At 68.5% G+C, this 24,528-nt stretch carries 20 protein-coding genes; 10 read left to right on the forward strand and 10 right to left on the reverse strand.

Annotated elements, in window-relative coordinates:
- Positions 1-266: 266 nt before the first annotated feature.
- Positions 267-599, forward strand: coding sequence for a YciI family protein (locus AB0395_RS20475; RefSeq protein ID WP_366282664.1), 333 nt, complete (start codon positions 267-269; stop codon positions 597-599).
- A gap of 93 nt (positions 600-692) precedes the next feature.
- Here the strand turns inward: AB0395_RS20475 and AB0395_RS20480 are convergent, their stop codons facing one another.
- The 4 genes from AB0395_RS20480 to AB0395_RS20495 all read right to left on the reverse strand — a co-directional run bounded on the left by AB0395_RS20480 (position 693) and on the right by AB0395_RS20495 (position 5,307).
- Complete coding sequence (locus AB0395_RS20480; protein ID WP_366282666.1) at positions 693-1,031, reverse strand: XRE family transcriptional regulator; 339 nt, start codon at positions 1,029-1,031, stop codon at positions 693-695.
- Entirely contained in the window at positions 1,028-1,411 is a 384-nt protein-coding gene (locus tag AB0395_RS20485) for a type II toxin-antitoxin system RelE/ParE family toxin (RefSeq protein ID WP_366282668.1), read from the reverse strand. Before AB0395_RS20485 ends, AB0395_RS20480 begins: the two co-directional genes overlap by 4 nt.
- Positions 1,412-3,280: 1,869 nt before the next feature.
- Entirely contained in the window at positions 3,281-4,816 is a 1,536-nt protein-coding gene (locus AB0395_RS20490) for an alpha/beta hydrolase (protein ID WP_366282671.1), read from the reverse strand.
- Positions 4,817-5,136: 320 nt separating this feature from the next.
- A complete protein-coding gene (locus tag AB0395_RS20495) occupies positions 5,137-5,307 on the reverse strand; it encodes a hypothetical protein (RefSeq protein WP_366282673.1) in 171 nt (56 codons plus the stop codon).
- Between the two features lie 150 nt (positions 5,308-5,457).
- Here AB0395_RS20495 and AB0395_RS20500 point away from each other — a divergent pair, with 150 nt between their 5' ends.
- The 5 genes from AB0395_RS20500 (at position 5,458) to AB0395_RS20520 (ending at position 9,876) form a co-directional block, all read left to right on the forward strand.
- On the forward strand, positions 5,458-5,679 hold the full coding sequence (locus AB0395_RS20500) for a hypothetical protein (protein WP_366282675.1): 222 nt from the start codon (positions 5,458-5,460) through the stop codon (positions 5,677-5,679).
- Between the two features lie 105 nt (positions 5,680-5,784).
- Positions 5,785-6,051: a hypothetical protein gene (locus AB0395_RS20505; RefSeq protein ID WP_366282676.1), complete on the forward strand. Its 267-nt coding sequence runs from the start codon at positions 5,785-5,787 to the stop codon at positions 6,049-6,051.
- 501 nt (positions 6,052-6,552) lie between these two features.
- A complete protein-coding gene (locus AB0395_RS20510) occupies positions 6,553-6,822 on the forward strand; it encodes a hypothetical protein (RefSeq protein ID WP_366282677.1) in 270 nt (89 codons plus the stop codon).
- Complete coding sequence (locus AB0395_RS20515; protein ID WP_366282678.1) at positions 6,815-7,450, forward strand: DUF6879 family protein; 636 nt, start codon at positions 6,815-6,817, stop codon at positions 7,448-7,450. The genes AB0395_RS20510 and AB0395_RS20515 overlap by 8 nt, the downstream gene beginning before the upstream one ends.
- A 77-nt stretch (positions 7,451-7,527) precedes the next feature.
- A complete protein-coding gene (locus tag AB0395_RS20520) occupies positions 7,528-9,876 on the forward strand; it encodes a tetratricopeptide repeat protein (protein WP_366282679.1) in 2,349 nt (782 codons plus the stop codon).
- A gap of 169 nt (positions 9,877-10,045) precedes the next feature.
- Here the strand turns inward: AB0395_RS20520 and AB0395_RS20525 are convergent, their stop codons facing one another.
- Positions 10,046-11,194, reverse strand: a complete 1,149-nt coding sequence (locus tag AB0395_RS20525; protein WP_366282681.1) for a right-handed parallel beta-helix repeat-containing protein — start codon at positions 11,192-11,194, stop codon at positions 10,046-10,048.
- Between the two features lie 752 nt (positions 11,195-11,946).
- On the opposite strand from AB0395_RS20525, the gene AB0395_RS20530 reads away from it, so the two are divergent.
- Positions 11,947-13,152, forward strand: coding sequence for a serine hydrolase domain-containing protein (locus tag AB0395_RS20530; protein ID WP_366282682.1), 1,206 nt, complete (start codon positions 11,947-11,949; stop codon positions 13,150-13,152).
- Positions 13,153-13,294: 142 nt separating this feature from the next.
- Here the strand turns inward: AB0395_RS20530 and AB0395_RS20535 are convergent, their stop codons facing one another.
- Positions 13,295-13,774 (reverse strand): Lrp/AsnC family transcriptional regulator, encoded by a 480-nt coding sequence (locus tag AB0395_RS20535; protein WP_366282684.1) that lies wholly within the window; start codon positions 13,772-13,774, stop codon positions 13,295-13,297.
- Between the two features lie 93 nt (positions 13,775-13,867).
- On the opposite strand from AB0395_RS20535, the gene AB0395_RS20540 reads away from it, so the two are divergent.
- Positions 13,868-15,022, forward strand: a complete 1,155-nt coding sequence (locus tag AB0395_RS20540; protein WP_366282686.1) for a pyridoxal-phosphate dependent enzyme — start codon at positions 13,868-13,870, stop codon at positions 15,020-15,022.
- Positions 15,023-15,041: 19 nt separating this feature from the next.
- Here the strand turns inward: AB0395_RS20540 and AB0395_RS20545 are convergent, their stop codons facing one another.
- Positions 15,042-15,668 (reverse strand): helix-turn-helix domain-containing protein, encoded by a 627-nt coding sequence (locus tag AB0395_RS20545; protein WP_366282687.1) that lies wholly within the window; start codon positions 15,666-15,668, stop codon positions 15,042-15,044.
- 62 nt (positions 15,669-15,730) lie between these two features.
- On the opposite strand from AB0395_RS20545, the gene AB0395_RS20550 reads away from it, so the two are divergent.
- On the forward strand, positions 15,731-16,216 hold the full coding sequence (locus tag AB0395_RS20550) for a zinc-binding dehydrogenase (protein WP_366282688.1): 486 nt from the start codon (positions 15,731-15,733) through the stop codon (positions 16,214-16,216).
- 76 nt (positions 16,217-16,292) lie between these two features.
- Here AB0395_RS20550 and AB0395_RS20555 read toward each other — a convergent pair whose 3' ends face one another.
- The 3 genes from AB0395_RS20555 to AB0395_RS20565 are packed head-to-tail and all read right to left on the reverse strand — an operon-like array spanning position 16,293 to position 21,490.
- Positions 16,293-17,606 carry a phosphotransferase gene (locus AB0395_RS20555; protein ID WP_366282690.1) on the reverse strand — a complete coding sequence of 438 codons (1,314 nt, stop codon included), beginning with the start codon at positions 17,604-17,606 and terminating at the stop codon, positions 16,293-16,295.
- A gap of 4 nt (positions 17,607-17,610) precedes the next feature.
- The gene (gene treS / locus AB0395_RS20560; RefSeq protein WP_366282692.1) at positions 17,611-19,314 is read right to left on the reverse strand and encodes a maltose alpha-D-glucosyltransferase; all 1,704 of its coding nucleotides are present in this window, start codon (positions 19,312-19,314) and stop codon (positions 17,611-17,613) included.
- Between the two features lie 43 nt (positions 19,315-19,357).
- Positions 19,358-21,490, reverse strand: coding sequence for an alpha-1,4-glucan--maltose-1-phosphate maltosyltransferase (locus AB0395_RS20565; protein WP_366282694.1), 2,133 nt, complete (start codon positions 21,488-21,490; stop codon positions 19,358-19,360).
- A 367-nt stretch (positions 21,491-21,857) separates the two neighbouring features.
- On the opposite strand from AB0395_RS20565, the gene glgP reads away from it, so the two are divergent.
- On the forward strand, positions 21,858-24,440 hold the full coding sequence (gene glgP / locus AB0395_RS20570; RefSeq protein WP_366282695.1) for an alpha-glucan family phosphorylase: 2,583 nt from the start codon (positions 21,858-21,860) through the stop codon (positions 24,438-24,440).
- The last annotated feature ends 88 nt before the right edge of the window (positions 24,441-24,528 follow it).

Consider the following 24,528-nt stretch of genomic DNA (forward strand, 5'->3'; position numbering starts at 1 on the left):
GTGGAACGGATCGGAGAGGTGGAGAGACTGTGGACCTGAGCGATGAGTTGCACGCACGGTTCTGAGGGGTCCTGATGCAGCAATGCATCAGGGTTACCCGGCGAGAAGAGCTCCGATCCGTCAGGGACTTCCGGCCCTCGCCGCCGCCTCGCCCCCGGTCGGGGAAAGATCAGGAAAGGTCCGTTGATTTCCCGCCCGGGGTGTAAAGTCCGGCCGTCCCCGTTCGTCGGAGGACAGAGGATGAACACCGATTCGAGGAGAAGCCGATGGCCCGGTACGGAATCCTGGTCTACTCGCCGGCCCCGGCCGACCCGATGGACTTCACGCCCGACTACATGAGGATGCTGGAGCGCTACCCCGCCCAGGTCGAGGAGCTGGGCGGCCGGATCGTCGCGGGGTTCGCGCTGCACCCCAGCACCACGGCCACCTCGGTCCGCGGCGACGTGGTCACCGACGGCCCGTTCGCCGAGGCCAAGGAGGTCGTCGCCGGGTTCTACGTCCTGGAGGCGCCCGATCTGGACATGGCCCTGCGCATCGCCAAGCTCAACCCGGCAGTCCGGGACGGCGGCGTCGAGGTCCGGCCGCTGTTCGCCGGATGAGCGGCGACGGTTGGGGCTCAGGTTGATGTAACGCGAGCCCTTAGCGCGGAGAAGGATGGGCGGAGGCGCTGCTGTGGTGAGAGAGGGGCTGCGTCAAGCGACGGTGTATTCGGTGTCGCCGAAGTCCGCCACCACCCGGAGTCGTCCGCCGAGGGCTTCGATATAGGAACGCAGGGTCGCGACCTCGACATGGTCGACTTCTCCGTGTTCGATGGCTGAGACCCTCGGGCTTGAGACACCCATGGCGGTGGCCACGTCGCGTTGGGTCAGATCTTGCTCATGTCTGATTTCCATGAGCCTGTGCGCTCTGACCTCTGCGGTGAGTTGATTCATCGCGGCCGACTTCTCGGCCTCGGACCGCACCGCCAGTCCGGCGGTCCGCCGCCGCTCGCGTGCCCGCTGCTTCGCTTCGTTCCAGTTGACCGCGCTCATTCATACTCCCTGCTAGCCAACTCCGCCACATGCTCGGCGTACCGCTTTTCTGCCAGCGGTACGTTCATGTCGTACCAATAGTGCCAGTTGCCGGCCTTGTCGCCTGCGACCAACAGCACCGCCCGTCGTTCCGGATCAAACGCGAACAGGATGCGAATTTCACTTCCTTTTGACGAGCCCGGTCGCAACTCCTTCAGGTGATGGTTCTCGGCTCCCTTGATGCGATCCACCAGCGGTCGACCCAGCGTCGGCCCTACGAGCGCGAGCATGTCTATAGCGTCTTCGACCTGCTCGGCGCTGTCCCAGTCGTCGTGGCACAACCGGTCATACCAGTTGGCGACTTCGGCAACCAGGACGACCTCCCATCCAGACTCATCCATAGGTTAACCCTGGCATTAAGTCGGCAGCAAGGGGGCCGTTTCCCAGAGACGGCGTCCTGTTGTCCGACAGTCAGGGGAAGCTCCCGGAAGGCGCCGTTCGTGGTGAGCGTGAGTGTGGGGGATGCCTTCGTCGACGGGGCCAGGAAGGACGGGAAGGAAGGACGAGTTCGACTTCTGGCCTCCGTACGGCCAGCGTGAGAAGCCTCCGACGGGACGGCCTCCCTTCTGGCGGTTGTCGCGACACCTCAGCCTGGGGGTGCGACGGATCCGGGGGAGCCAACGGTTGCGGACGGAGTTCGGCAACGGTGAGTACTTCTACGAGCGCGTCGGAAACCGGATCGCTGTTTCGTGGAGTCGGTATGACGGCTCAGTCCCGAGGCGTTTGAGCGGTGCCGTGCATGGCTGGACCCCTGGCCGCGCTTGGCGGAAACGCCTGCGAGGCCAGGGGATTCAGCAGCTGATCAGCGCGGGAGCGTCTTCTCGCGGAACCACGCTCGCAGCGGTTTCCGCACCGCCGGGGCGATGCGGCCGTGCCGGAGCAGGCGAGCCTGCTGCTTGGGCCGCCATTTGTGGCGGCGGATCGCCAGGCAGGCACGGATCGCCAGGCCGAGCCAGGCCGAGCCAGGCCGAAGAGGCCGTGGCGGCCGTCGTGGACTGCTTGCGGGTTATTGCCGTTCGGCCCGATGGCGTCCGTTCGCTCTGCCTACCGTGGTGACATAGATGAATATGGCAGCCAGAAGGAGGATCGCCACGATCCACCTCACCTGTCGAATCTTCATGCGGGAAAGCTTCCTTTCTATTGATTCCACCCCGGAGGGGGTGGATATCCGGAAGGATGGCCTTCACCCAGTTCACTCCGCAGGATCGAACGGGAAAGGGGAATTCCCGATATGGCCTGACCTGCGGGTTCCTCTCTAGATCGCAAGGAACGGGATGAGCGAGGAGTCAGGATCGACGGATCGGCTGGAGCAGGTGATCAGGCGATTAGCGGAGAAAACCGGCAAATCAACTCAAGAGGCACAAGCGGCTAGTCTTGGCGTATCCGACACGGCACTCTCAAAGTATCTCTCGGGTGATCAAATTCCCCGCGAGCGGACTTTTGTTAAGATGCTTACAAGTGTCAAAATACCGACAGATGAGCATCTCAAATACCTTGCGATATTAAAGAGCGCCAAGGCGGCAACGGGGTCGGAAGCTTCGCGGGAAAGTGGACGTTTCGCTCGCGTGTCCCTGGAGGATGGCCCATCTCGGGGTGTCGGGCGATCGAAGCAGGGCGTTATGCGTCGAATGTCGCCTATGTCGATTTATGTGAAGATCGGTGTCGTAGTCGTTTGCATGGTTTGCGGGCTTGTGGCGTGGCTGTTATTGCCGTCATCCGAGTCGGGCGCCACACCGAGCGCGGCCCCGACTCTCGCCACCTCCGCCCGGTGCGCCCTGGTGAACGCGCCGTCGTCGCCGGTCTTCGCCGAGATCGGAGATCTTAGTCCGGTCAAGTTCAAAAATTCCGGTGACCAGGTGCGTCTCGTTCCGTCCGAGCCACGGACCGGGGCCGACGGAGTCGTGTATCAGGCGGTTGCCCTACCGGATCCTCGTGACAGCTCTACCGGCATCGGGTGGATGCCGAAAGCAGATCTGACCCTCGACCCTCCGCGATGCGCGGGACCGGGCAAGCGCTCCTGACCACCGCCCGACGGTACGGGCTTGCGAGCAGGAAACGCCTGGTCGGAGCCATTCGGGAATTCCCGATCACCGAAGTCTCCGTCACCGGGACATGAGGCGCGACGGTTTCGCGCCAAGCCCAGAACATGGCAGGAGAGGATGACCGGCCCACGACGGTAGGGATATCCGTACCATCGCGGGTCGGCGGGGTCAGTGTGCCTGGCGGACCGGCAGGGGTGGGATGGACTTCAGGCAGGAGCGGTCGCCGGTGGAACCGGTGCGGATGAAGGTGCTCACCAGCCGGGCCGCGCAACCGGTCTCCTCCCAGGTCGGCACGTGTCCGGCGGAGGGAACCTCAACGAAGGCGGCCGACGGGAACTGAGCCGCCGCCAGACGGCCCTGAGTGACGGGGGTGTTGGTGTCGAGGTCGCCGGAGAGCACGAGAACCGGGACGTCGGGGGCGGGGCCCGGGTCGGCGGGCCGGTCGGTGCGGGGCCACTTGAGGCACACGTCGGCGCCGTCCATCACAGCCGCGGTCCAGCCGCGTGCGCTGAACGGCCCGAACTCCCCTTCGGCCTGCCGCAGGGCCTTCTTGAAGGCGGCGGCACGGCCGGGGAAGGCGGCCTTCCGGTTCCACACGGTCGGGTAGTCGTTGCAGATGATCGACAGGCCCTGGGCTTTGGCGGCCAGTGCCTCGGGCGACGGAGAGGCCAGGGCCTCGCCCACCTGCTTGGCCAGGGTGACGAGCGCGGTCGTGTCGCCAGACAGCGCCTCCGTGACCGCGGCGGGCAGTTCCGTCCAGGTGCGCGGGGTGCCGCCGCCGCTGGCCACGTAGAAGTGCAGCAGGCTCAGCATGCCTTCGTCGAGTTTCAGGGTTTGACGACGCCCTGAGACCTCGATCTCGAAGGGGATGGGGGCCTTGCGCAGGCGGGTGGCCAGCCGTTTGAGGTTGGCGACCGCTTCGTCGCCGCGGCAGGCGCCCTCGCTGCGCGCGCACAGCCGCTGGAGCGCCTGCTCAACCGCCTGCGCGTTCAGGCGGTTCAACGAGTCGAAGCGCAGCGGGTAGGCCCCGGACAGGACGACGCTGCGGACGCGGTCCGGGTGCCGGGTGGCGTAGACGGTGCTCAGGTAGGTGCCGTAGGACACGCCGTACAGGTCGACCTTGTCGACGCCCAGCTTTGCACGGACGGCGTCCAGGTCGTCGGCCAGTTCCGCCGAGGTGTAGCCCCGCGCCCGTGTTCCGAGCCGCTGTCCGCACGCCCCGACCTCGTCGATCTGCCGCTCGCGGGCAAGCAGGTCGAAGCTCGCCGGCAGGTCGCAGTCGACCGGCTGAGATGCGCCTGTGCCACGCGGGTCGACCAGAAGCAGGTCGTGGTCGCCGCGCAGAGCCGATATGTCCGTGGCGAAGCGTTCCGCGTAGGGGATGGCCGGACTGCCGGGGCCGCCGGACACCGCCATGACCGTTCCTGCCGCGGGGCGGCCGGTGTCGGTGCGGGGCAGGAGCGCGTAGGCGATCCGGGTCGTGCCCGCGGCGGGATCGGCGCGGATCAACGGCACCGTGATCTCTCCACAACGAGCCGCCGTACCGTCCACGACCGGGCAGACATCGTTGTCCGCCTTCGTCTTCGCCGTGGACGTCACGACGCTCGCGGTTCCCGGCCCACCCGCGAAGGCCGGGAGGGTTGGCGCCATGGTGGCCAGAGCGGTGCCGACCATAAGGGCAATGGGGATATGCCGCTTCAACAAGCGTCCATCTCCTTGGGGTGAGCAGGGGTGAGCAGGAATGAAGCCTGTCAATGCTCACGTCGGCGCCGCCTACGGCGATATCCCACTGGCGCCCCTTCGATGGGGGTGCAGGCTGTACCTGGGTACGACGTTCCGATGCCGTGGAGTTCTCGCCCGTGACGCCGTGTGGTCGTCGCTCTGCCGGTGGGCGACCTGTACGGCAGGGCGCCCGTCACCACGGTGTCAGAGGAAAACGCTGTCCAGCACGTCGGAGATCAGCGCCGAATGGTTGACCTGGACGAAGTAGCGGGCGTCGTCCTCAATCCGCCATCCCATGCTTTTCAACCGTCGCGCGTACGAGTTGAGGGGATATTTCGGAAACGCGCAACGGCCTGCTCCGCGATGTTGAGGAAGAAACCCAGATCGCCGCCGTCCATTGCGTTACGCAGGCCGAAGGCACAGGCGAAGACGTCGAGCGAGGTGCGAATTCCTGACGGATATCCGGCCGTCATCGCGGTCGCCGCTCGGCTCCTGATGCCCCAGATGTCTCTCGTAGACTGGCGAACCTGCTCTGGTCGGTCACGGCCGGGTTTCCCACGCTGGCCTTCATCGAACCGGAAGGGTCATCCGAACGCTCACGGCGCCAGTGGTCCGACCAGCCCGTGCTCTTCGTGCTCTCCGACGGGGAACCCAACGACCTGTCCGAGATTCCGGGGGTGGTGGCCGTCGCCGAGGATCTGAAGGCGAGAGGCGTACTGATCATTTCGTGCCTGCTGGCAGAGGGCGGCCTGAGTGAAGGGAAGATCCTCTACGGCACCCCTCGGCCGAACTGGCCGGCCTCGGCTCGTCTGATGTTCGACTGCGCGTCGGTCCTGGAGGAGTAGTCCCTCTACCAGGCGTATCTGAAGGAGATCCGCTGGAGCAGTGAACCCGGGGGCAGGCTGTTCGCGATCGTCGACAACTCCGAGGATCTGTCGGCTTTCCTCGGCATGACACTCAGCGGGCTCCGCCCGGGTGGCGCGGAGGGCGCCGACGACCCGTTCGGCCCCCGCATCACCGTCCACGGCTCGGTTGGCTCGATCAACGTGGCGGCCGGTGACCTTCGGGCCGAGCAGCGCATCGCCGAGACGAGGACGGGCGGCGACGACACCACCAACCAGATCAGCGGCGGTACCATTCACGGCTCCGTCCTTCAGGGCGGGAGCTACGGCGACGTCGGTGACACATCCGGGAAGTCGTCGGGCGACGGAGATTGACGGAGAGCGGAGGTTGGGGTCCCTGCCCCGGCGTGCAGGGGTCTGCGGAGTGAAAGCGTGCGACCACGGAACCGGTCGTCTCCGCCATGCGCCCGATGTGACGCTTTTCCGTCGGCGGCGCGTTCGTGTGATATCGCGAGCCGTACCGCTCTCGGTGTCTTCGGAGTCCGTTGTCTGCCGGAATCAGTGATCAAGGACCTTGACGTCGGAATGTGCGATCGCGCCTTCGGCCCGGAGAAAGGCTTTCCGTGCCCCGGGTCGACCGGCGGCTGCCAGGGCGGGGCCGGTCCTGCGTCAAGTCTCTGTAACCTCATGCGTTGGGAACCCTGGAGAGGTGTTGTGATTGCCGGTTATTGATCCGCTTTCCTCCTGTTTCGGGCTAACCGTTTGTTTCTTCGCTGATGCTCGTGTGTGGAGTCACCCATTCCATTGTTCTGGGGGGCTGTCTCGCATATGCTGCCGTGGCAGTCACACGTACGGCCAAGCCGAGTGGAGGCAGGCATGGCTCGTTCCTGGGAGGCTGATCCGTCCGCGTTATTCGAGCGTCGACTGGGAAAGTCGGCCAAGGAGTTGGATAGCTCGGACGGCCGTGACGAATGTCCTGACATCTGGCAACTCGACAACGGTGACATCGCGGTGATCGGCAGGGATCTCACAGCAGCGTACGGCCCTCGCCTGCCGGAGGGCGTGTCCCTCGCCCCCGATGAGCGGCTGGTCGTCATCCCCGGCATCATGCTCAGTGTCGCGAAGGCGGACATCGCCGATGTCTGACCTTCGTGCTCCCTTTCTCATTCCCGCTCAGGGCGAGAGGCTCGTCAGGGAAGCCTACAGACGCGACTTCCGGCAACGGGACGCGGCGATTCGCAACCGGGACTCCTGGAAGTTCGAACGGCGGCAGCACTTCGAGGAACAGAGCAGTCCCAGCCATGACGCGTTCCGCCGAGGCGACTGGGACGAGGCGATGCGGCTTCTTGAGGAAAGACGAGACGGCCTGCTCGCGGTCGCGCGGGAGGACGAACGCCGTTGTTCCTTCTTTCACCGGGTGCGTGTGATCGAGACGCCGCTCACGCCGTACATGCGATGGGAACTGCACTCACTGCGGCTGCGCGCCGAATGCGGTGAGCGGATCCGCGTGATCGGCGTGGAGAGGGTGGCGGTTTCCGAGCGGAGCGGTCCGCTGCCCGAGGTGGTCATCCTCGGTGGCCGCACCCTCTACCGCGTCCTCTACACCGAGAGCGGAGTTCCCGAGGGCGCGGTTCGCTACACCGATCCCGGCCTCATCCGGGGCTGGGAGAACTACATCAGGGGCCTCTACGAGGCGGGCGAAGACGTGACGTCCTACTTCGATCGAGAAGTGGCGCACCTTCCCTCGTCCACGGCAAGGTCGAAGACGGAGTAGACGTCAAAAGGCCAGGAGAAGACAAAGATCGCCCCGGTGGTTCGCGCTCCGAACTGTCGGGGTCCTCACGTGACGTCGTGCAGGCCAGGGACGTCAGCGGGGGAGTGCACTTCCACGACCACGGCGGGCACGGCGGGCGAGGCCGGAGCGGTTCGGTGGCCCTCGTGCCGCGGCAGCTACCCGCCGACGTGCGCGGGTTCGTCAACCGCGTCGACGAGTTCGAGCGGCTGAACGCGGTCCTGACCGGCGAGGACGGCGATCCGCGCGTCATCTCGGTGTGCGTGATAGCCGGAACCGCGGGCGTGGGCAAGACGTCGCTCGCGCTGCGCTGGGCCCACCGGATCCAGGACCGCTTCCCCGACGGGCAGCTCTACGTCAACCTGCGTGGTTACGACCCGGGGGAGCCGGTCACCGCCCACGACGCCCTGCACCGTTTCCTGATCGCCCTCGGGGTCCGTGCCCATTCCGTGCCGCAGGATCTCGACGCCGCCGCCGCGCTCTACCGCTCGCTGCTGGCGGGCCGCCGGATGCTGATCGTCCTGGACAACGCGGCCGTGGTGAGCCAGGTCCGTCCCCTGCTGCCCGGCAGCGCGGGCTGCCTGGTCGTCGTCACCAGCCGCAGCCGCCTGTCGGGCCTCGCCGTACGGGACGGGGCGCACCGCCTGACGCTGGGCACGCTGCCCGAGGCGGAGGCTGTCGCCCTGCTGCGCGCCGTCACCGCCGGATACCGGCCGGAGGACGACGAGGAGAAGCTCACCGAGCTGGCCCGGCTGTGCGCCCGGCTGCCGCTGGCCCTGCGGATCGCCGCCGAACGCGCCGTCAGCTACCCGCACATGCGACTGGACGACCTGATCGCCGACCTGCGCGATGAGTCCGCCCTGTGGGACGCCCTGAGCACGGGGGACGACGAGGAGGCCGGGGCCGTCCGCACGGTGTTCGCCTGGTCCTACCGCGCCCTGCCCCATCAGGTCGCCCGCCTGTTCCGCCTTCTGGGCCTGCATCCCGGCCCCGAGTTCGGGCTCAACGCCGCCGCCGCGCTCGCGGGACTGACCCCCAGCAGGACTCGGCAGCTCCTGGACTCCCTGGTCGGCGCCCATCTGCTGGAACACACGACGCCGGACCGCTACCAGTTCCACGATTTGCTGCGCGCCTACGCCGCCGACCAGGCGCAGCAGGAGGAGCCATCCGAGGAGCGGGAGGCCACGCTCCGCCGCGTGCTGGACTGGTACCTCCACACTGCCGACGCCGCCCAGAGCTGGATCAATCCCGCCGAGGGCCGGGTGCGGCTCGCGCCACCGGTGGACGGCGTGCGGCCGCTGACCTTCTCCGACTACGACGCCGCCGTCGACTGGTCGGAGCGCGAGCACGCCAACCTCCTCCAGGTCGCCAGAGCCGCGACCTGGGCCCGGTACGACCAGCTCACCTGGCAGCTGTCGGTCGTCCTGGCGAACGCGCAGCCCCCTTCGGCCCCGGTGGCCGACTGGCTGGCCGTCGGCCGTCTCGGCCTGGCGGCGGCGGAACGGCTGGGTGACCGCGTCGCGCAGGCGCGGCTGCTCACGGAGTTCGGCGTCGGCTATGTCCGGATCAATCGCCTGACCGACAGCCTTGAGAGCCACCGCCGGGCGCTGGCGATCTGGAGTGAGCTGGGCGACCGGCTCGGCGAGGCGCACTCGCTCAACCTCATCGGGCTGGTCAACCTCCGCAGGAGGCGGCTGGATGATGCCGCACGGCACTTCGAGCAGGCCGTCGCCGCCTTCCGGGAGCAGGGCTCGGCGCACTGGGAGGCCACCACGCTGGCCAACCTCGCCAGCACCCATTACCACGCCGGACATCTGCCGGAGGCGGCGGCGGCCGTACGGCGTGCGCTGGCGGTGCACCGCTCCCTGGACAGCAAACGCGGCGAGGGGAACGCCCTACGCCTGCTGAGCGACATCCAGCGTGAGCAGGGCGAGGTGAAGGAGGCCCTGGCATCGGCTCACGACGCGCTGGAGATCGCCCTCACCCTCCGCAACCACCGCCTGGAGGGTTTCTGGCTCATCGCCCTCGGTAACGCCCAGCGGGCTGCCGGTCGGCTCTCGGACGCGCTGGTCTCCTACCAGCGCTCCGCGACGCTTCACCGCCGTCTCGGAGACCGCAGCCGGGAGGCGCTGGCCTGGCACGGCGTGGGGGAGACCTATCGTTGCCTCGGCCGTCTCGTCGAGGCGGCCGACTTCCACCGCCAGGCCGCCGCGGTCTACCGCGAGCTCGGCGACGTCTGGCACGAGGCCCTGGCCCTCGACGGTCTCGGCGAGGCCCTGTCCGACGAGGAGCGGGAGGCGGCCCGGCGGCACTGGACGAAGGCACTGGGCCTTCTCAGCGACTACGACGACCCGAGGGCGGTCGCGACACGCCGCCGCGTCGAACAGCGGATGACGGAGGCCGGCTGAGCCTGTCGGCCGTGCCTGGACGAAAACGCGGCTCCCGTCCGTGCCGGGCGGGAGCCGTGTTCTGCCTGGTGTCTGCTCACCGGGGATTCGGTGTTCGCTCACCCGGGGGCGCCCGACGGCCGCCTACCCGCCGGTGCCCTGGCCGGGGACGTTCATCGGGCCGGGAGGGTCAGCCGCAGGTGAGGCTGGGGTTGGGCTTCGGGCCACAGGGGCCTCGGTTGCCGCCGCCGTCCACGACCGAGCCGGGCTTGGCCCAGATGAGGAATCCTCCGTTGGCCAGGCCGGTGTTGCGGGCCAGGGTGAGGTTGGGCTGCGGGGTGGCGCCGGTGAAGACGTGGAGGCCACCGCGGACGGTGTTCCCTCCCAGGTCGGTGATCTTGCGGGGGGAGGCGCCGTTGCCGAAGAAGATGTTGTCGGCGACCGGGTCGGGATTGACCCCGGCCGAGCTCTGGTTGATCAGGAACCCGACCGTCTTGTTGCCGTGGAAGACGTTGTTCTTCACGGTCGTGAGGTCGAATCCGCCGGTGCTCAGCAGTCCGATGGAGTTGTTCATGAAGACGTTGCCGTCGAAGGTGGTCCGCCGGTTCGCGGGGCCGCCGCCCTTGAGTTCGAGAGCCGTCTCCGAGTTCCTGAAGAGGTTGTCCTGGAAGACGTCGTTCCCCGAGTCGGCGCCGACCGTCACCGGGAAGTTGTCGAAGACCGTCCCGTTGTAGGTGCCCCCGGACTTGTCGGTGACCAGTCGTCCGTTGCTCAGCGTGCTCGACGACACCGTCGCCTCGGGCGAGTCCTGGATGTTCACCTCGCCGTGTACGGTGCACTGCTCGATCGTCGCCGTGGACGCCAGGATGGTCAGGCCCTCGATGAGGCAGGTGTTCGGGGTGCCGTTCACGGTCAGGGTCGCGTTTTGGGCCCGCGTCCTTCCCGTTGTCCTGTCCTTGCCGACGACCCGCACATCGGAGAGCGTCGCGCCGGCGCGAAGGTCTGAGCCGGGCCGGTAGACGGAGACGCCGTTCTCGCTCGTCCCCACGATTTTGCCGTTCTTCACGGTCACGTTCGCGGCCTGTACGGTGATGCCGGTTCCGGTGAAGGTGTGGCCGCCCAGGTCAAGGGTCACGCCGTCAGTGTCGATCTTCAGCCCGATGTCGGAACAGATCAGGTCCGCGGTGAGGGCGGCATCGGCGGTCAGCGTGTCACCGCAGTTCACCCCCGCCGCGCTCGCCTGTGCCGGTGCGGTCCCCGTGAAGATGACCAGCAGGGCACACGTCAGGAGCGCCCCCGCTCCGGATAAGAACCCTCCTGCTTTCTTTCCGTGATCCATGTTCGATTCTCCAAACTTCTGACGAATTTCTCTCCGTTTTTCCCGGGCCGCAGAGAGGAGATTTCCGGCCGGGTGGATCAACGTCAAGATTGCCTGTCGGGCGGCGATCGTGAAAGCCAGTGAATTGGCGCACCGGGGTTTGGGGAGTCAGACCGTTCCGGGAGTGGTCTTCGTGGCGGAAGTGATGCGATGAGGGCTAAGGGGCGGCCGAAACGCGTGGTGTCCGCGGAGCCGTACGGCGTGCGGTGACGGTGTGTCCCGGGACGCCCTCTGGGGCGTGAGGTGCGCCTGCCTCCGGTTCGCGGCGGACCGGCCGCCCGCGCTGACGGTTTCCGGTAAATGCCCCGGCGAATCTGACGGACTATGGGCGGAGTTTATGCGCCACCCTGGCGGCCGGTCGCCGGTTTATTGTTCCGCGTTCCGGGTTTCGGGGCGATCGGCTCCTTTCCGTGGGAGACGGTGCCCGTTGAAACGCCGTCGCGAATGACGGTCCGTGTCTTTTCCACGGGCTGCCGTCGTACGGCGGCGCGCCGGTCGGGAGTGCGGCGCCGTACGCTCCCGATCGGCTGGTCGAGGATAGGGCGACCGGACCTGCGACGTATGTCTCCGGGGACGGAGTGCCGGGAGAAAAGGTCGGTCCCGGGTGAGAGGCTGGCTGCCTCACCGCGGCCGCGGTGCCGTTCCGCTGACGGGCGGTTCCACGGCGCGTGAGGTGGATCGGACACCCGGCATCGGACTCGGAGGTTGAGAAGATGGCGTACACCCCGTTGCAGGCAGGGTTTGACCGCCTGCACCAGGCGATGGCGGCGCGCGTCGAGAAAGACGAGCTGCCCGGCCTGGTGCTGCTCGTCGCCCAGGGCGACGAGGTGCACGTCGGCCCGGTCGGTGTGACGGCGTTCGGCGGTGGCGAGCCCATGCGGCGCGACACGATCTTCCGCATCGGCTCGATGACGAAGCCGATCCTCGCCGCGGCGACGATGACGCTGGTCGAAGACGGCGGGCTGGCGCTGGACGAGCCGGTCGACCGGCTGCTTCCCGAGCTGGCCGACCGCAGGGTGCTCAGGAGCCTCGACGGCCCGCTCGACGACACGGTCCCCGCCGAGCGTCCGATCACGGTCGAGGACCTGCTGACCTTCCGCATGGGTCACGGTCTGGTGTTCGGCATCACCCCTGACTCGCCGTTCCCCACGATCGACCTGCCCTACCCCGTCATCGAGGCGGCGAGGGAGCTGGAGCTCGTCACCGGACCGCCGGACCCCCGCACGCCCCACGACCCCGACGAGTGGATGAGGCGGTTCGGCACGCTGCCGCTGATGTACCAGCCGGGTGAGAGGTGGCAGTACAACGTCGGTTCGCTCGTGCTCGGCGTCCTGGTCGCCCGCGCCTCCGGCATGCCGCTGGAAGACTTCCTCAGGACGCGCCTCCTCGAACCGCTCGGCATGCGCGAGACGGGCTTCTCGCTGCCGGCCGAGCATCTCGACCGGCTTCCGGGCCACTACATGACCAGCCCCGTGACCGGCCGGATGGAGCCGCAGACGCTGACCGGCCGGGAAGAGTGGACCAGGCCGCCGGTGTTCCCGTCGGGGGCTGCGGGCCTGCTCTCGACCGTCGACGACTACCTCGCCTTCTCCCGCCTGCTGCTCAACCGGGGGGTCCACGAGGGGCGGCGGCTGCTGTCGGAGAGGTCCGTCGAGCTGATGACGGCCGACCACCTGACGCCCGAGCAGCGGGCGACGGGTGACGTCGTGCTCGGGGGGCGCGGCTGGGGATACGGCGTGTCCGTCGTCACCGAGCCGGACGAGATCTCCTCCGTTCCCGGCCGCTACGGCTGGGACGGCGGGTACGGCACCTACTGGTTCAACCACCCCGGGCGGGACCTGATCGTGATCGCCATGACCCAGACCTCCGACTTCCTGTTCAACGGCTCCCTGGCCGACTTCGGGAAACTGGAGTCCTGAGGTCACTCTCCGATGAGTTCCGGGAGCGGGTTCCCGGGACGGCGGCAGGCGGTGAGCGCTCCGCCGACGGGGTGTGAGGAGGCCCTCTTCGGGGACTGGCCGTCGGCTTCGGCGGCAGCGGCGCGGAGAGCGGATCGACAGGTTATCGCCGTGGCGGAAGCGGGAGCGTCAGGCCGACCTTGATCGGGCGCATCACGATGCTGGTGGTGAATCGCCGTACGTTGCTGTTGTCGAAGAACGTCCGCTGGGTGAACTCCTCGAAGTCCTCCATGTCCCGGGCGGTCACGATCAGCACGAAGTCGTAGGCGCCCGTCACGTAGTAGCACTGCTGGACGTTGTCGTCGGCGTCCATCTGGTAGCGGAACGCGTCGAGCACCTCCGACCTCTCGCGCTCCATCTCCACCTCCACGACGAACGTCATCGACTGGCCGAGCGCCTTCGGGTTGAGCACCGCCACCTCACGTGCGATCACGCCGGTCTCACGGAGCCGTTTGATGCGGCGCTGGACGGCGGCGGTGGACATCCCCACCTCGACGGCGATCGACTCGGCGATCGTGCGCGCGTCGCGCTGCAGGCGGTCGAGAATGGCGTAGTCGAGCCGGTCCAGGCTGGGTGTGCGCATAAACCGCAGGTTAGCGGTGAGGAACGCGGCCAAGCCGCAGAATCCAGCCCGAAGCCGAGAGTCACCCGCGCTCCGGCTCCCTAGCCTTTTGCTGTGCGAGAAAGCTGGCTGAACACGGGACGGGACGTCTACACCGAGCGCGACCGAGAGCTGGTCGGCGTCGGCCACGCTGCCGAGGCCCGCTCCTTCTTCCTTGGCCATCCCGACTACCGTCCGACCCCGTTGCGTGCCCTCCCCGCCCTGGCGCGCAGGGCGGGCGTCGCCTCGATCCTGCTCAAGGACGAGAGCGCGCGCATGGGGCTGGGCAGCTTCAAGGCGCTGGGCGGCATGTACGCCGTCGCCCGCCTGGTCATGGCCGAGACCGAGGAGCGGTACGGCCTGGGCCCGACCGAGGAGCAGCTCAGGGTGGTCGCCGCGCGCACCCCGTTTGTCTGCGCCAGCGCCGGCAACCACGGCCTTTCCATGGCGGCGGGCGCACGCGCGCTCGGCGCAGGCGCGATCGTGCTGCTCGCCGAGGACGTCCCCGAGGAGTTCGCCAGACGCCTGCGCTCGTTCGGCGCACGGGTACGGCGCAGCGGAAGCACCTACGAGGAGAGCATGGCCACGGCCCTGGAAGCCGCGGCGCGCCACGGCTGGCGGCTGGTCTCCGACAGCTCCTGGGAGGGCTACACCGCCGTTCCTCTCGACATCATGCGCGGCTACACCGTCCTCTTCGAGGAGGTGAACTGGGCCGGCAGGAGCGGTAAGAGTGGTGGCCCTGGCGCGCTCGGCGGCGGGCCCGGAGACGTGGGCGGCTGGAGCGGGGAGCCGCCGACGCACGTGTTCGTCCAGGCGGGCGTCGGCGGGCTCGCGGGCGCCGCGGCCGGGTACGTGCGTGATCGCTGGGGTGAGCGGCCCAGGATCGTCGTCGTCGAACCGGAGGCCGCCCCGTGCCTGCTGGCGAGTGTCCGCGCGGGTGAACCGGTGCGGGTCGAGGGCGGGCGCACCACGCTGGGGCGGCTGGACTGCCGCGAGCCGTCCCTGCTCGCCTGGCGGCTGCTGTCCCGCCTCGCCGACGCCTTCGTCACCGTCACCGACGAGGAGGCGGAGGGCGCCGCCAGGCTCCTGGTTACGGAGGAGGTCCGGATCTCGGCCTGTGGTGCCGCGGGGGCGGCGGGCCTGCTGTCCCTGGGACCGGCTGCCCGTACCGCGCTGGACCTGGGGGCCGGCTCCCGCGTTCTCCTGGTGGGAACCGAGGAGGCGTTCTGACGGCCGGTGCCCGGGCCCGTCACGGACGTGTTCGCCGGTCTCCGGACGGGGTTGCCGGCGGCCCGAGCAGGGAGGTTGTCAGGTCGCGCAGGCAGGCGGCCAGGCGCTCTGACTCTCCCTGGCGCAACAACTGCGCGATCGGCTCGTTGTGGAACGAGCCGACCAGGAGATGGGCGACCAGCTCGGCGTCCAGGGTCGGGCGGGCCTCGGTGATCAGCGCCGTCGTGTGGCCGTGCCAGAACAGATAGATCGGGTTGGTCAGGCGTGAGGCGGCGGGCTGCTTCTGCGTCGCCAGGGCGTGCTCGTGTGCTGTGATCAGGCCGACATTGCGCGAGGCGAGGGAGACGATCGCCTCCAGGAAGGCCGTGAGCCTGTCCAAGGGCGGCGCGCCGGGGCCCAGCGGGGGAGGGCCCGCCACGACGGCCTCATGTAGTTCGTGGGCGCGCTCCTCCATCAGCTCCCGCATCAGGCCGGCACGGCTGCCGAAGCGGTGAAACACCGTGCCCTTGCCGACGCCCGCCGCGGCGGCGACCCGCTCGACCGAGACCTGGTCGGGTTCGTGCTCCCGAAGGAGCTCCTCCGCCGCCCGCAGGATCGCGCGCCGGTTGCGTGCCGCGTCGGCGCGTTCGCGGCGCTGCTCGGTCAACCTGCTTCTCCTCCCCGGCGGATTCGTACGGAGCCGGAAGACCAGGTTCGCATGGACCAGGTATGCCCATAGACAACTGGACCGCCCGCGCACGGGGCGGCCCCGCCAAGCGGGAGCACGCCCTCGAGATGGGCGCGGACGTGGTGCTGGACCACACCGATCCCGGCTGGACCGAGCGGATCCCCGAAGCCCTCGGCGGCGACGGCCTGGACGTGGTCTTCGAGTCCATCGGCGGAGCGTCCGTCGGTCGTCTCCTCGACACGATGACCCCGGGCACGGGCCGCGTCCTGTTCTACGGCGTGCTGGACGGCGAGCCCGCCATCACCCCGATGGACCTGCTCCGTCGAGGCCTGACGCTCGTCGGCTGCGGCGGCATGACCGACTGGGCGGAACGTGTCCGGGCCGCGCGGGCCGACGCCCTCGCGATGGCCGCCGACGGCCGCGTCCGTCCGCGGATCGACAGCGTGCTGCCGCTCGCGGACGCCGCCGAGGCCCACCGGCGCATCGAGAACCGCGCCGCCGTCGGAAAGATCATCCTGATGCCGTGACGCGTCGTGCGCCGGTTCACGGTGAGGCGGTGCAGGGCAGCGCGTTTTGAACCGGCCTCTTTACGAGGCGGTTGGCTCAGTTGTCCGTTTTGAAGGCGGCCATCGGGATGGGCAGCCAGGTTGGGCGGTTGCGGGCCTCGTAGGTGACCTCGTAGACGGCCTTGCTCAGTTCGAGGGCGCGCAGCAGGACGGCGTCCTCCGCGTGCAGGTGGCCGCCGCCCGCCGAATAGCCCGCCAGGAAGGACGAGCGGTTCAGCTCGGCCCATTCGGCGGCCCTGGGCAGCAGGGCCTCGGCTCGCGGGTTTCCGGCCAGCAGGTGGCGGGCCGCGTAGTCGAAGGAGCGGAGCATCCCGGCCACGTCGCGCAGCGGGGAGGACAGGGCGCGGCGCTCGGCCAGCGGCTGGCCCGGCTCGCCCTCGAAGTCGAGGACGACCCAGTCGGTGGTCGTGCGCATCACCTGGCCGAGGTGGTAGTCACCGTGGACGCGCTGGACCGGTATCTCGGAGACCACGTCCGCGACCCGCTGGTAGGCGTCCTCGACCACCCGCGCGTGCTCGACGAGGGCGGGCACCTCGGTGATCGCCTGGGCCAGGCGGCGCTGCTGGTCCTCGACCATCTGCTTGACGTCCTGGGACTCCATCACCCCGGTGGGGAAGGCGGTGGCCAGCTCACGGTGCACTTCGGCGGTGGCGATGCCCAGCCGGTGGGACTCGGAGCTGAAGTCGCCTCCCGCGTCCGAGGCGGAGGGGTCGAACGAGGCGTACAGGTCGCGAACGCTGGTCAGGGCCAGGGCCCAGCCGTCGTTCGCGGTCGCGAGGAACTCCTGGGTCATCGCCAGCGTGGTCGGCTCGCCGTCGAGGTCGGCCTCGATCCAGCCGTACGGCTGCGCGATGTGCCCCGCCCCGTGCCGGGCCAGGGCGGTGACGATCTCCAGCTCGGGGTTGACGCCCGGGATGAGACGGCGGAACAGCTTGCAGATGTAGGTCTCGCCGTACACCAGAGAGGTGTTGGACTGCTCCGCGCCGAGCACCAGGCTGCGCAGTGAGGTGTCGATCCACTTTCCCTCGAGGTGGCGGAAGCGGAGTGGGCCGATGTCGCGGTCCTCGGCCATCCCCTCGAGCAGGGTCCCCGTGACGTCGGGGTCGTAGACGGCGTCGTAGTAGTTCTCGCCGATTCTGGCGTGGCTGTAGCGGCCAGAGGTCTCGCCGTCCGTGCCGAGCAGGAGTTGGTAGCGGTCGCGTTCCCCGGCCTGGCGCACCGAGATGATCAGGTGGCGCAGGCCGGGGCGCAGTTCGATGTCGGATTCGACGTTCAGATCGTCGATCGGGCGCCCCTTACCGGCGAACCATCGTTGATGGGTGATCCAGCCGGAAAGGAGCTCCGTCAACACGGCCTTACGCCTCCTGGGATGTGGGTGGCAGGGTGAACCAATAGAACCCATGCCCAGGAAGCGTCAAAAGATACGGAAGTTCGCCAATCGGTGGGAACGGAACCCCGCCCATCGTCTCGACGGGCACCGATCCCTCGAAGCGGCGCAGGTCAAGCTCAACCGGCTGGGGGAAACGTGACAGGTTGTTGACGCACAGCATGCGGTCGTCGCCGAGCTCACGCACGTAGGCCAGGACGCTCGGGTTCGAGGAGTTCAGCTCGGTGAACGCCCCGAGGCCGAAGACGGGGTGACGCTTACGGATGTCGATCATGCGCTTGGTCCAGTGCAGCAGCGACCCGGAGCTCTTCTGCTGGGCCTCGACGTTGAGCGCCTGGTACCCGTAGATCGGGTCCATGATGATCGGGAGGTAGAGCCTGCCCGGGTCGCAGTTGGAGAACCCGGCGTTGCGGTCCGGGCTCCACTGCATCGGGGTGCGGACGCCGTCGCGGTCGCCGAGCCAGATGTTGTCGCCCATCCCGATCTCGTCGCCGTAGTAGAGCACGGGCGAGCCGGGCAGTGACAGCAGCAGCGCGGTGAACAGCTCGATCTGGTTGCGGTCGTTCTCCAGCAGCGGGGCGAGGCGCCGCCGGATGCCGACATTGGCCCGCATCCTGGGGTCCTTGGCGTACTCCGAGTACATGTAGTCGCGCTCGTCGTCGGTCACCATCTCCAGCGTCAGCTCATCGTGATTGCGCAGGAAGATGCCCCACTGGCAGTTCTCCGGGATCTTCGGCGTCTGCGCCATGATCTCGGAGATCGGGTAGCGCGACTCCCGTCTGACCGCCATGAAGATGCGCGGCATCAGTGGGAAGTGGAACGCCATGTGGCACTCGTCGCCGCCGGTCGCGGGGTCGCCGAAGTACTCGACCACGTCCGCGGGCCACTGGTTGGCCTCGGCCAGCAGCACCCGGTCCGGGTAGAGCCGGTCGACCTCGGCCCTGACCCGCTTGAGGTACTCGTGGGTCCTGGGCAGGTTCTCGCAGTTGGTGCCTTCCTGCTCGAACAGGTACGGGATGGCGTCCATCCTGAACCCGTCGATGCCGAGGTCCAGCCAGAACCGCAGCACCTCGAGCATCGCGTCCTGCACGTCCGGGTTCTCGTAGTTGAGGTCCGGCTGGTGGGAGAAGAAGCGGTGCCAGTAGTACTGCTGGCGCACCGGGTCGTAGGTCCAGTTGGACGACTCGGTGTCGATGAAGATGATCCGGGCGTCCTTGTACAGCTCGTCGTCGTCGTTCCAGACGTAGAAGTCCCCGAACGGCCCCTCCGGGTCGTGCCGGGAGGCCTGGAACCAGGGGTGCTGGTCGCTGGTGTGGTTCATCACCAGGTCGGCGATGACCCGCATGCCGCGCTTGTGGGCCTCATCGACCAGCTTCACGAAGTCGCCCAGGTCCCCGAACTCGGGGAGGATCTTCATGAAGTCCGCGATGTCGTAACCACCGTCACGCAGCGGCGACTCGTACAGGGGCAGCAGCCAGAGACAGTCGACGCCGAGCCACTGGAGGTAGTCCAGTCTCTCGATGAGACCTCGGATGTCTCCGGTGCCGTCTCCGTTGGAGTCGGCGAATCCCCGGATGAGCACCTCGTAGAAGACGGCGCGCTTGAACCAGTACGGGTCGCGCGGCTTCTCCTCGTCGAAGGTGTTCGGAATTGGCTCAGGTACCTGACTCACCAGTGGACTCCCCGCTGTTTGCCGGTATGCGTACCCGGCCGGCTCACCGCTGGTTCGCCGTGGCACGCAGAGTGAAGATGTGTGCTGGGTGGATATGAGGATCGAGGCGCACGTAGTTGGTCTGCCGCCAGCGGTATGACTCGCCGGAGAGCTCGTCGTCCACGACGAACTCGGCGTTCCAGCCGAGACCCAGGGCGGGCATGTCCAGCGAAACCGTCGCCTCGTGGGTGTGATGCGGATCGAGGTTCACGACAGTCAGGACCACGTCGCCCATGCCGTGCCGTCGTGTGGCCGTGTCGCGGGCGCCGGGCAGCCGCTTTGAGAAGCAGACCACGTCCGGATTGTCGACGCTGTGGAATCGTAGGTTACGCAGTTCCTGGAGCGCCGGGTGTGCTCTTCGCAACAAATTAAGTTGCGTGATCAGTGGCGCCAGGCTACGGCCCTCGCGCTCGGCGCCGACCCAATCGCGTGGTCTGTACTGATATTTCTCACTATCTAGGTATTCTTCGCTACCCGGACGAACTGGGACATTCTCCGTAAGTTCATAGCCTGCGTAAACGCCCCATGTCGGCATCGCCATCGCCGCGAGGATCGCTCTGATGCGGAATGCCGCGACTCCCCCGTGCTGGAGGTATTCGTGGAGAATGTCCGGTGTGTTGACGAACACGTTCGGCCGCAGGAAGTGCGACGTCACGTGGGAGAGCTCGGTGAAGTACTCCTCGATCTCCGGCCGGGAGTTGCGCCAGGTGAAGTACGTGTAGGACTGGTGGAAGCCGACCTTGGCCAGCGCGTGCATCATCGGGGGCCGGGTGAAGGCCTCGGCGAGGAACAGCACGTCCGGGTCGGTTGAGCCGATGTCGGCGATCAGCCGTTCCCAGAACGCCACCGGTTTCGTGTGCGGGTTGTCCACCCGGAAGATCCGCACGCCGTGGTCCATCCACAGCCGGACCACCCGTTTGACCTCGGCGTAGATGCCCTCGGGGTCCTTGTCGAAGTTCAGCGGGTAGATGTCCTGGTACTTCTTCGGGGGGTTCTCCGCGTACGCGATCGAGCCGTCGGCGCGGATGTTGAACCACTCCGGGTGCTCCTTGACCCACGGGTGGTCGGGCGCGCACTGCAGGGCCAGGTCGAGGGCGACCTCCATGCCGAGCTCGCGGGCCTTGGCCACGAAGGCGTCGAAGTCCTCGAACGTGCCGAGGTCGGGGTGGAGGGCGTCGTGTCCGCCCTCCTCGGAACCGATCGCCCACGGCGATCCGGGATCGTACGGCCCCGGCGTCAGGGTGTTGTTCGGCCCCTTGCGGAAGCTGTGCCCGATCGGGTGGACCGGGGGCAGGTAGACGACGTCGAAGCCCATCTTCGCGACGGCGGGCAGCCGGTTCGCGGCGGTCTTGAAATTTCCGGACTTGGGGGCGGAGTCCTGCTCGACGATCGCACCCTCGGAGCGGGGGAAGAGCTCATACCAGGATCCGAACAGCGCCCTGCGCCGGTCGACCTTGACGACCCGGCGCTGCGAGCGGGTCACCAGCTCCCGCAGCGGGTGCGCGCGCAGCAGCTCCGCCGTCTCGGGGAGCTGGGCGACCGCGAACCGGGCGCGGGGGTCGAGGCCCGTGTCGCGCAGCTTGGCCGCGACCGCCTGCAGCGCGGGCCGGTGCCCGCACACGTGGGCGCGCACCGCCGTCTTCTTCGCCGCCGAGGCCGCGGAGGTCGCCTTGCCCCCGGCCTTCTTGCCGCCCGCCTGCCTGGACTCCGAGGGTCCCGCGCCCGCCTGCGCGCAGTCCGCGGGTCGTACGGCCTTCGCGGCGCGCTCGAAGAGCCGGGCGCCCTCCTCGCACATCAGTTCGGCGTCCAGGTCGCGAGGGATCTTGATCCCCGCGTCATGCAGCCAGGTGGCCATCGGGTCACCCCACGCCTCGACGCGGAAGTGCCACTCGCCCTCCGTCGGCAGCGTCACCTCGACACCCCAACGGTCGGTTCCCGGCGCCAGCTCGCGCATGGGCAGCAGCGGGCCGCGCACGCCGTCGGGGCCCGTCAGCACGGCGCCCGCGGCGACCGCGTCGTGTCCCTCGCGGAACACGGTCGCGGTGATCTCGAAGGTCTCACCCGCGGCAGCCTTCGCGGGATAGCGCCCGCACTCGACCGTGGGCTGGATGTCCTGGATTGGAATTCGTCCGATCATCGCGTCTCAAGGTAGCGACGGCACGCGCGGCGCCGCCGAAAAAGTCGGCAAGAAAAGATCATCGCTTCTTCAAAAGTCCCTGGTCACCGGCCTCGGGGCAGGACAATACCCTGCCTCCGCCTCGACGTCCGCCTTCCCGGGAGCGGGGCGTCGCGACCCATAGATGCGTTGCCCCAATAGTCCATCTTCATGCGTGTAGGTGGAAGAGTGCGGGACCTCTTACTGTTCGGCGAGTTGTCCCCCTGGCGTGTCCTCCTCGTTGATCGACTGGTCTTTGATGTGTTTGGAGCTGATTGATAGCGGTGAGGGGGAGACGCGTGAGTGTCCGGGTCGCCGTCGTGGCGCTGAGTAACTAGGGTCTGGCAGCGTGAGAGCAATCCGTAGGTTCACCGTCCGCACCGTCCTTCCACCGGAGCTGGCCTCCCTCGGCGAGCTTGTGCACAATCTGCGCTGGTCGTGGCACCCGGAAACACTCGACCTCTTCGCCGAGGTCGACCCGGCCGTCTGGGAACGGGTCGGCCACGATCCGGTCGCCCTGCTCGGCGCCGTCGAGGCGAGCCGCCTGCGCGAGCTGGCCTCCGACCGCCGCTTCCTCAGGCGGGTCGCGGACGCGGCTGACGACCTCCGCGAGTACATGACCGCGCCCCGCTGGTACCAAACCATTCCCGACGCGCCGCAGGCCGTCGCCTACTTCTCCCCCGAGTACGGCATCGCCGCCGCGCTGCCGCAGTACTCGGGCGGCCTGGGCATCCTCGCCGGCGACCACCTCAAGGCCGCCAGCGACCTCGGCGTGCCGATCCTGGCCGTCGGCCTGCTGTACCACCACGGCTACTTCACCCAGTCCCTCTCGCCGGAGGGCTGGCAGCTCGAGCACTACCCCTCGCTCGACCCCGGCGGGCTGCCGCTGACCCTCCTGAAGGAGGAGGACGGCACGCCGGTCCGCGTCGCGATCGGCCTGCCCGAGCACCGCACCCTGCACGCCCAGGTCTGGGTCGCCCAGGTCGGCCGCGTCCCGCTGCTGCTGCTCGACTCGGACGTGGCCGAGAACGACCCGGCCGCCCGCGATGTCACCGACCGCCTGTACGGCGGCGGCACCGATCACCGTCTGATGCAGGAGCTGCTGCTGGGCATCGGCGGCGTCCGCGCCATCCGGGCCTATTCCCGGGTCAGCGGCCACCCCGAGCCCGAGGTCTTCCACACCAACGAGGGCCACGCGGGTTTCCTCGGGCTTGAGCGCATCCGCGAGCTCACCGAGGCCAGGCTCTCCTTCGACGAGGCGCTCGAAGCGGTCCGCGCCGGCACGGTCTTCACCACCCACACCCCCGTGCCCGCCGGGATCGACCGCTTCCCCGCCGAGATGATCGCCCGGCAGTTCGGTGGCGAGAACGCCTGGCCGACGGTCCCGGTCGACCGCATTCTGGAGCTCGGCGCGGAGGACGAGCCGGGCAAGTTCAACATGGCCGCGATGGGCATGCGCCTGGCCCAGCGGGTCAACGGGGTCTCCGAGCTGCACGGCGCGGTCAGCCGCGAGATGTTCCAGGGCCTGTGGCCCGGGTTCGACGCCGACGAGATCCCGATCGGGTCGATCACCAACGGCGTGCACGCGCCGACCTGGGTCGGCCGCGAGATCATGGAGCTGGCGGGCAGGGAGCTGCCGACCCTGGTCGAGCGGGCCCAGGGCTGGGAGGGCGTCAACAAGATCTCCGACGTGGACGTCTGGGGGATCAGGGGCAGGCTGCGGGGCCGTCTGGTCACGGCGGCCAGGGAGCGGCTGCGCAGGTCCTGGCTCGCCAGGGGCGCCTCGCGTGCCGAGCTCGGCTGGATCGAGGACGCCCTCGACCCGAACGTGCTGACCATCGGCTTCGCGCGCAGGGTGCCGTCGTACAAGCGGCTCACCCTGATGCTGAACGACCCCGAGCGGCTCCGCGAGCTGCTGCTCGACCCGGAGAAGCCGGTCCAGATCGTGATCGCGGGCAAGGCGCACCCGGCGGACGAGGGCGGCAAGAAGCTCATCCAGCAGATCGTGAAGTTCACCGACGGGGAGGACGTCAGGCACCGCATCGTCTTCCTGCCCGACTACGACATGGCCCTGGGCCAGCTGCTCGTCCAGGGTTGTGACGTGTGGATGAACAACCCGCTGCGTCCCCTGGAGGCGTGCGGCACCTCGGGGATGAAGGCCGCGCTGAACGGCGGCCTCAACCTGTCCATCCGCGACGGCTGGTGGGACGAGTGGTACGACGGCACGAACGGCTGGGCCGTCCCCACCGCCGACGGCGTCGCCGACCCCGACCGTCGCGACGAGCTTGAGGCGAACGCGCTCTACGACCTGATCGAGCACGAGGTCGCCGACCGGTTCTACGACAGGGCCTCCGACGGCCTGCCGCTGCGCTGGCTGGAGATGGTCCGGCACACCCTGACCTCGCTGGGCCCCAAGGTTCTCGCGGGCCGGATGCTCCGCGACTACGTGATCGGCCTGTACGCCCCCGCGGCCAGGTCGGCGCGTGCCCTGTCCGCCGACGGGTACGACCCCGCCAGGCACTTCGCCGCCTGGAAGCTCCGGGTCCACCAGGCATGGCCCGGGGTGCGGGTCGAGCACGTCGAGGCCACGAACCTGGGCGAGACCCCCGAGGTCGGGGCGTCCCTCGAACTGCGGGCGACCATCGCCCTCGGTGAGCTGCAGCCCCAGGACGTCCGGGTCCAGGCCGCCTACGGCCTGGTCGGGCAGCACGACGAGCTGGTCGGGCCGTCCTACGCCGATCTGACCCTGGAGGCCGAGGCCGACGACGGAAAGGCCGTCTTCAGCGGCACGATCCCGTTGGATCGCACCGGTTCCTTCGGCTACACCGTCCGGGTCGTGCCCGACCACCCGCTCGTGGCCGCCCCCTCGGAACTCGGCCTGATCGCGGTCCCCGAGGAACCCGTGGGCATGACCAACGGCACCCTCCGCTGACCCGACCCCACTCGGGGCGGGTCGGCACCCGCCCCGAACGGGGCCTGTGGGAGATCGTGGCCTGCGGGGGAGAGGCGCAGGCGCGGGG

Source organism: Streptosporangium sp. NPDC051023 (genome assembly GCF_040689595.1).
GTDB lineage: Bacteria > Actinomycetota > Actinomycetes > Streptosporangiales > Streptosporangiaceae > Streptosporangium.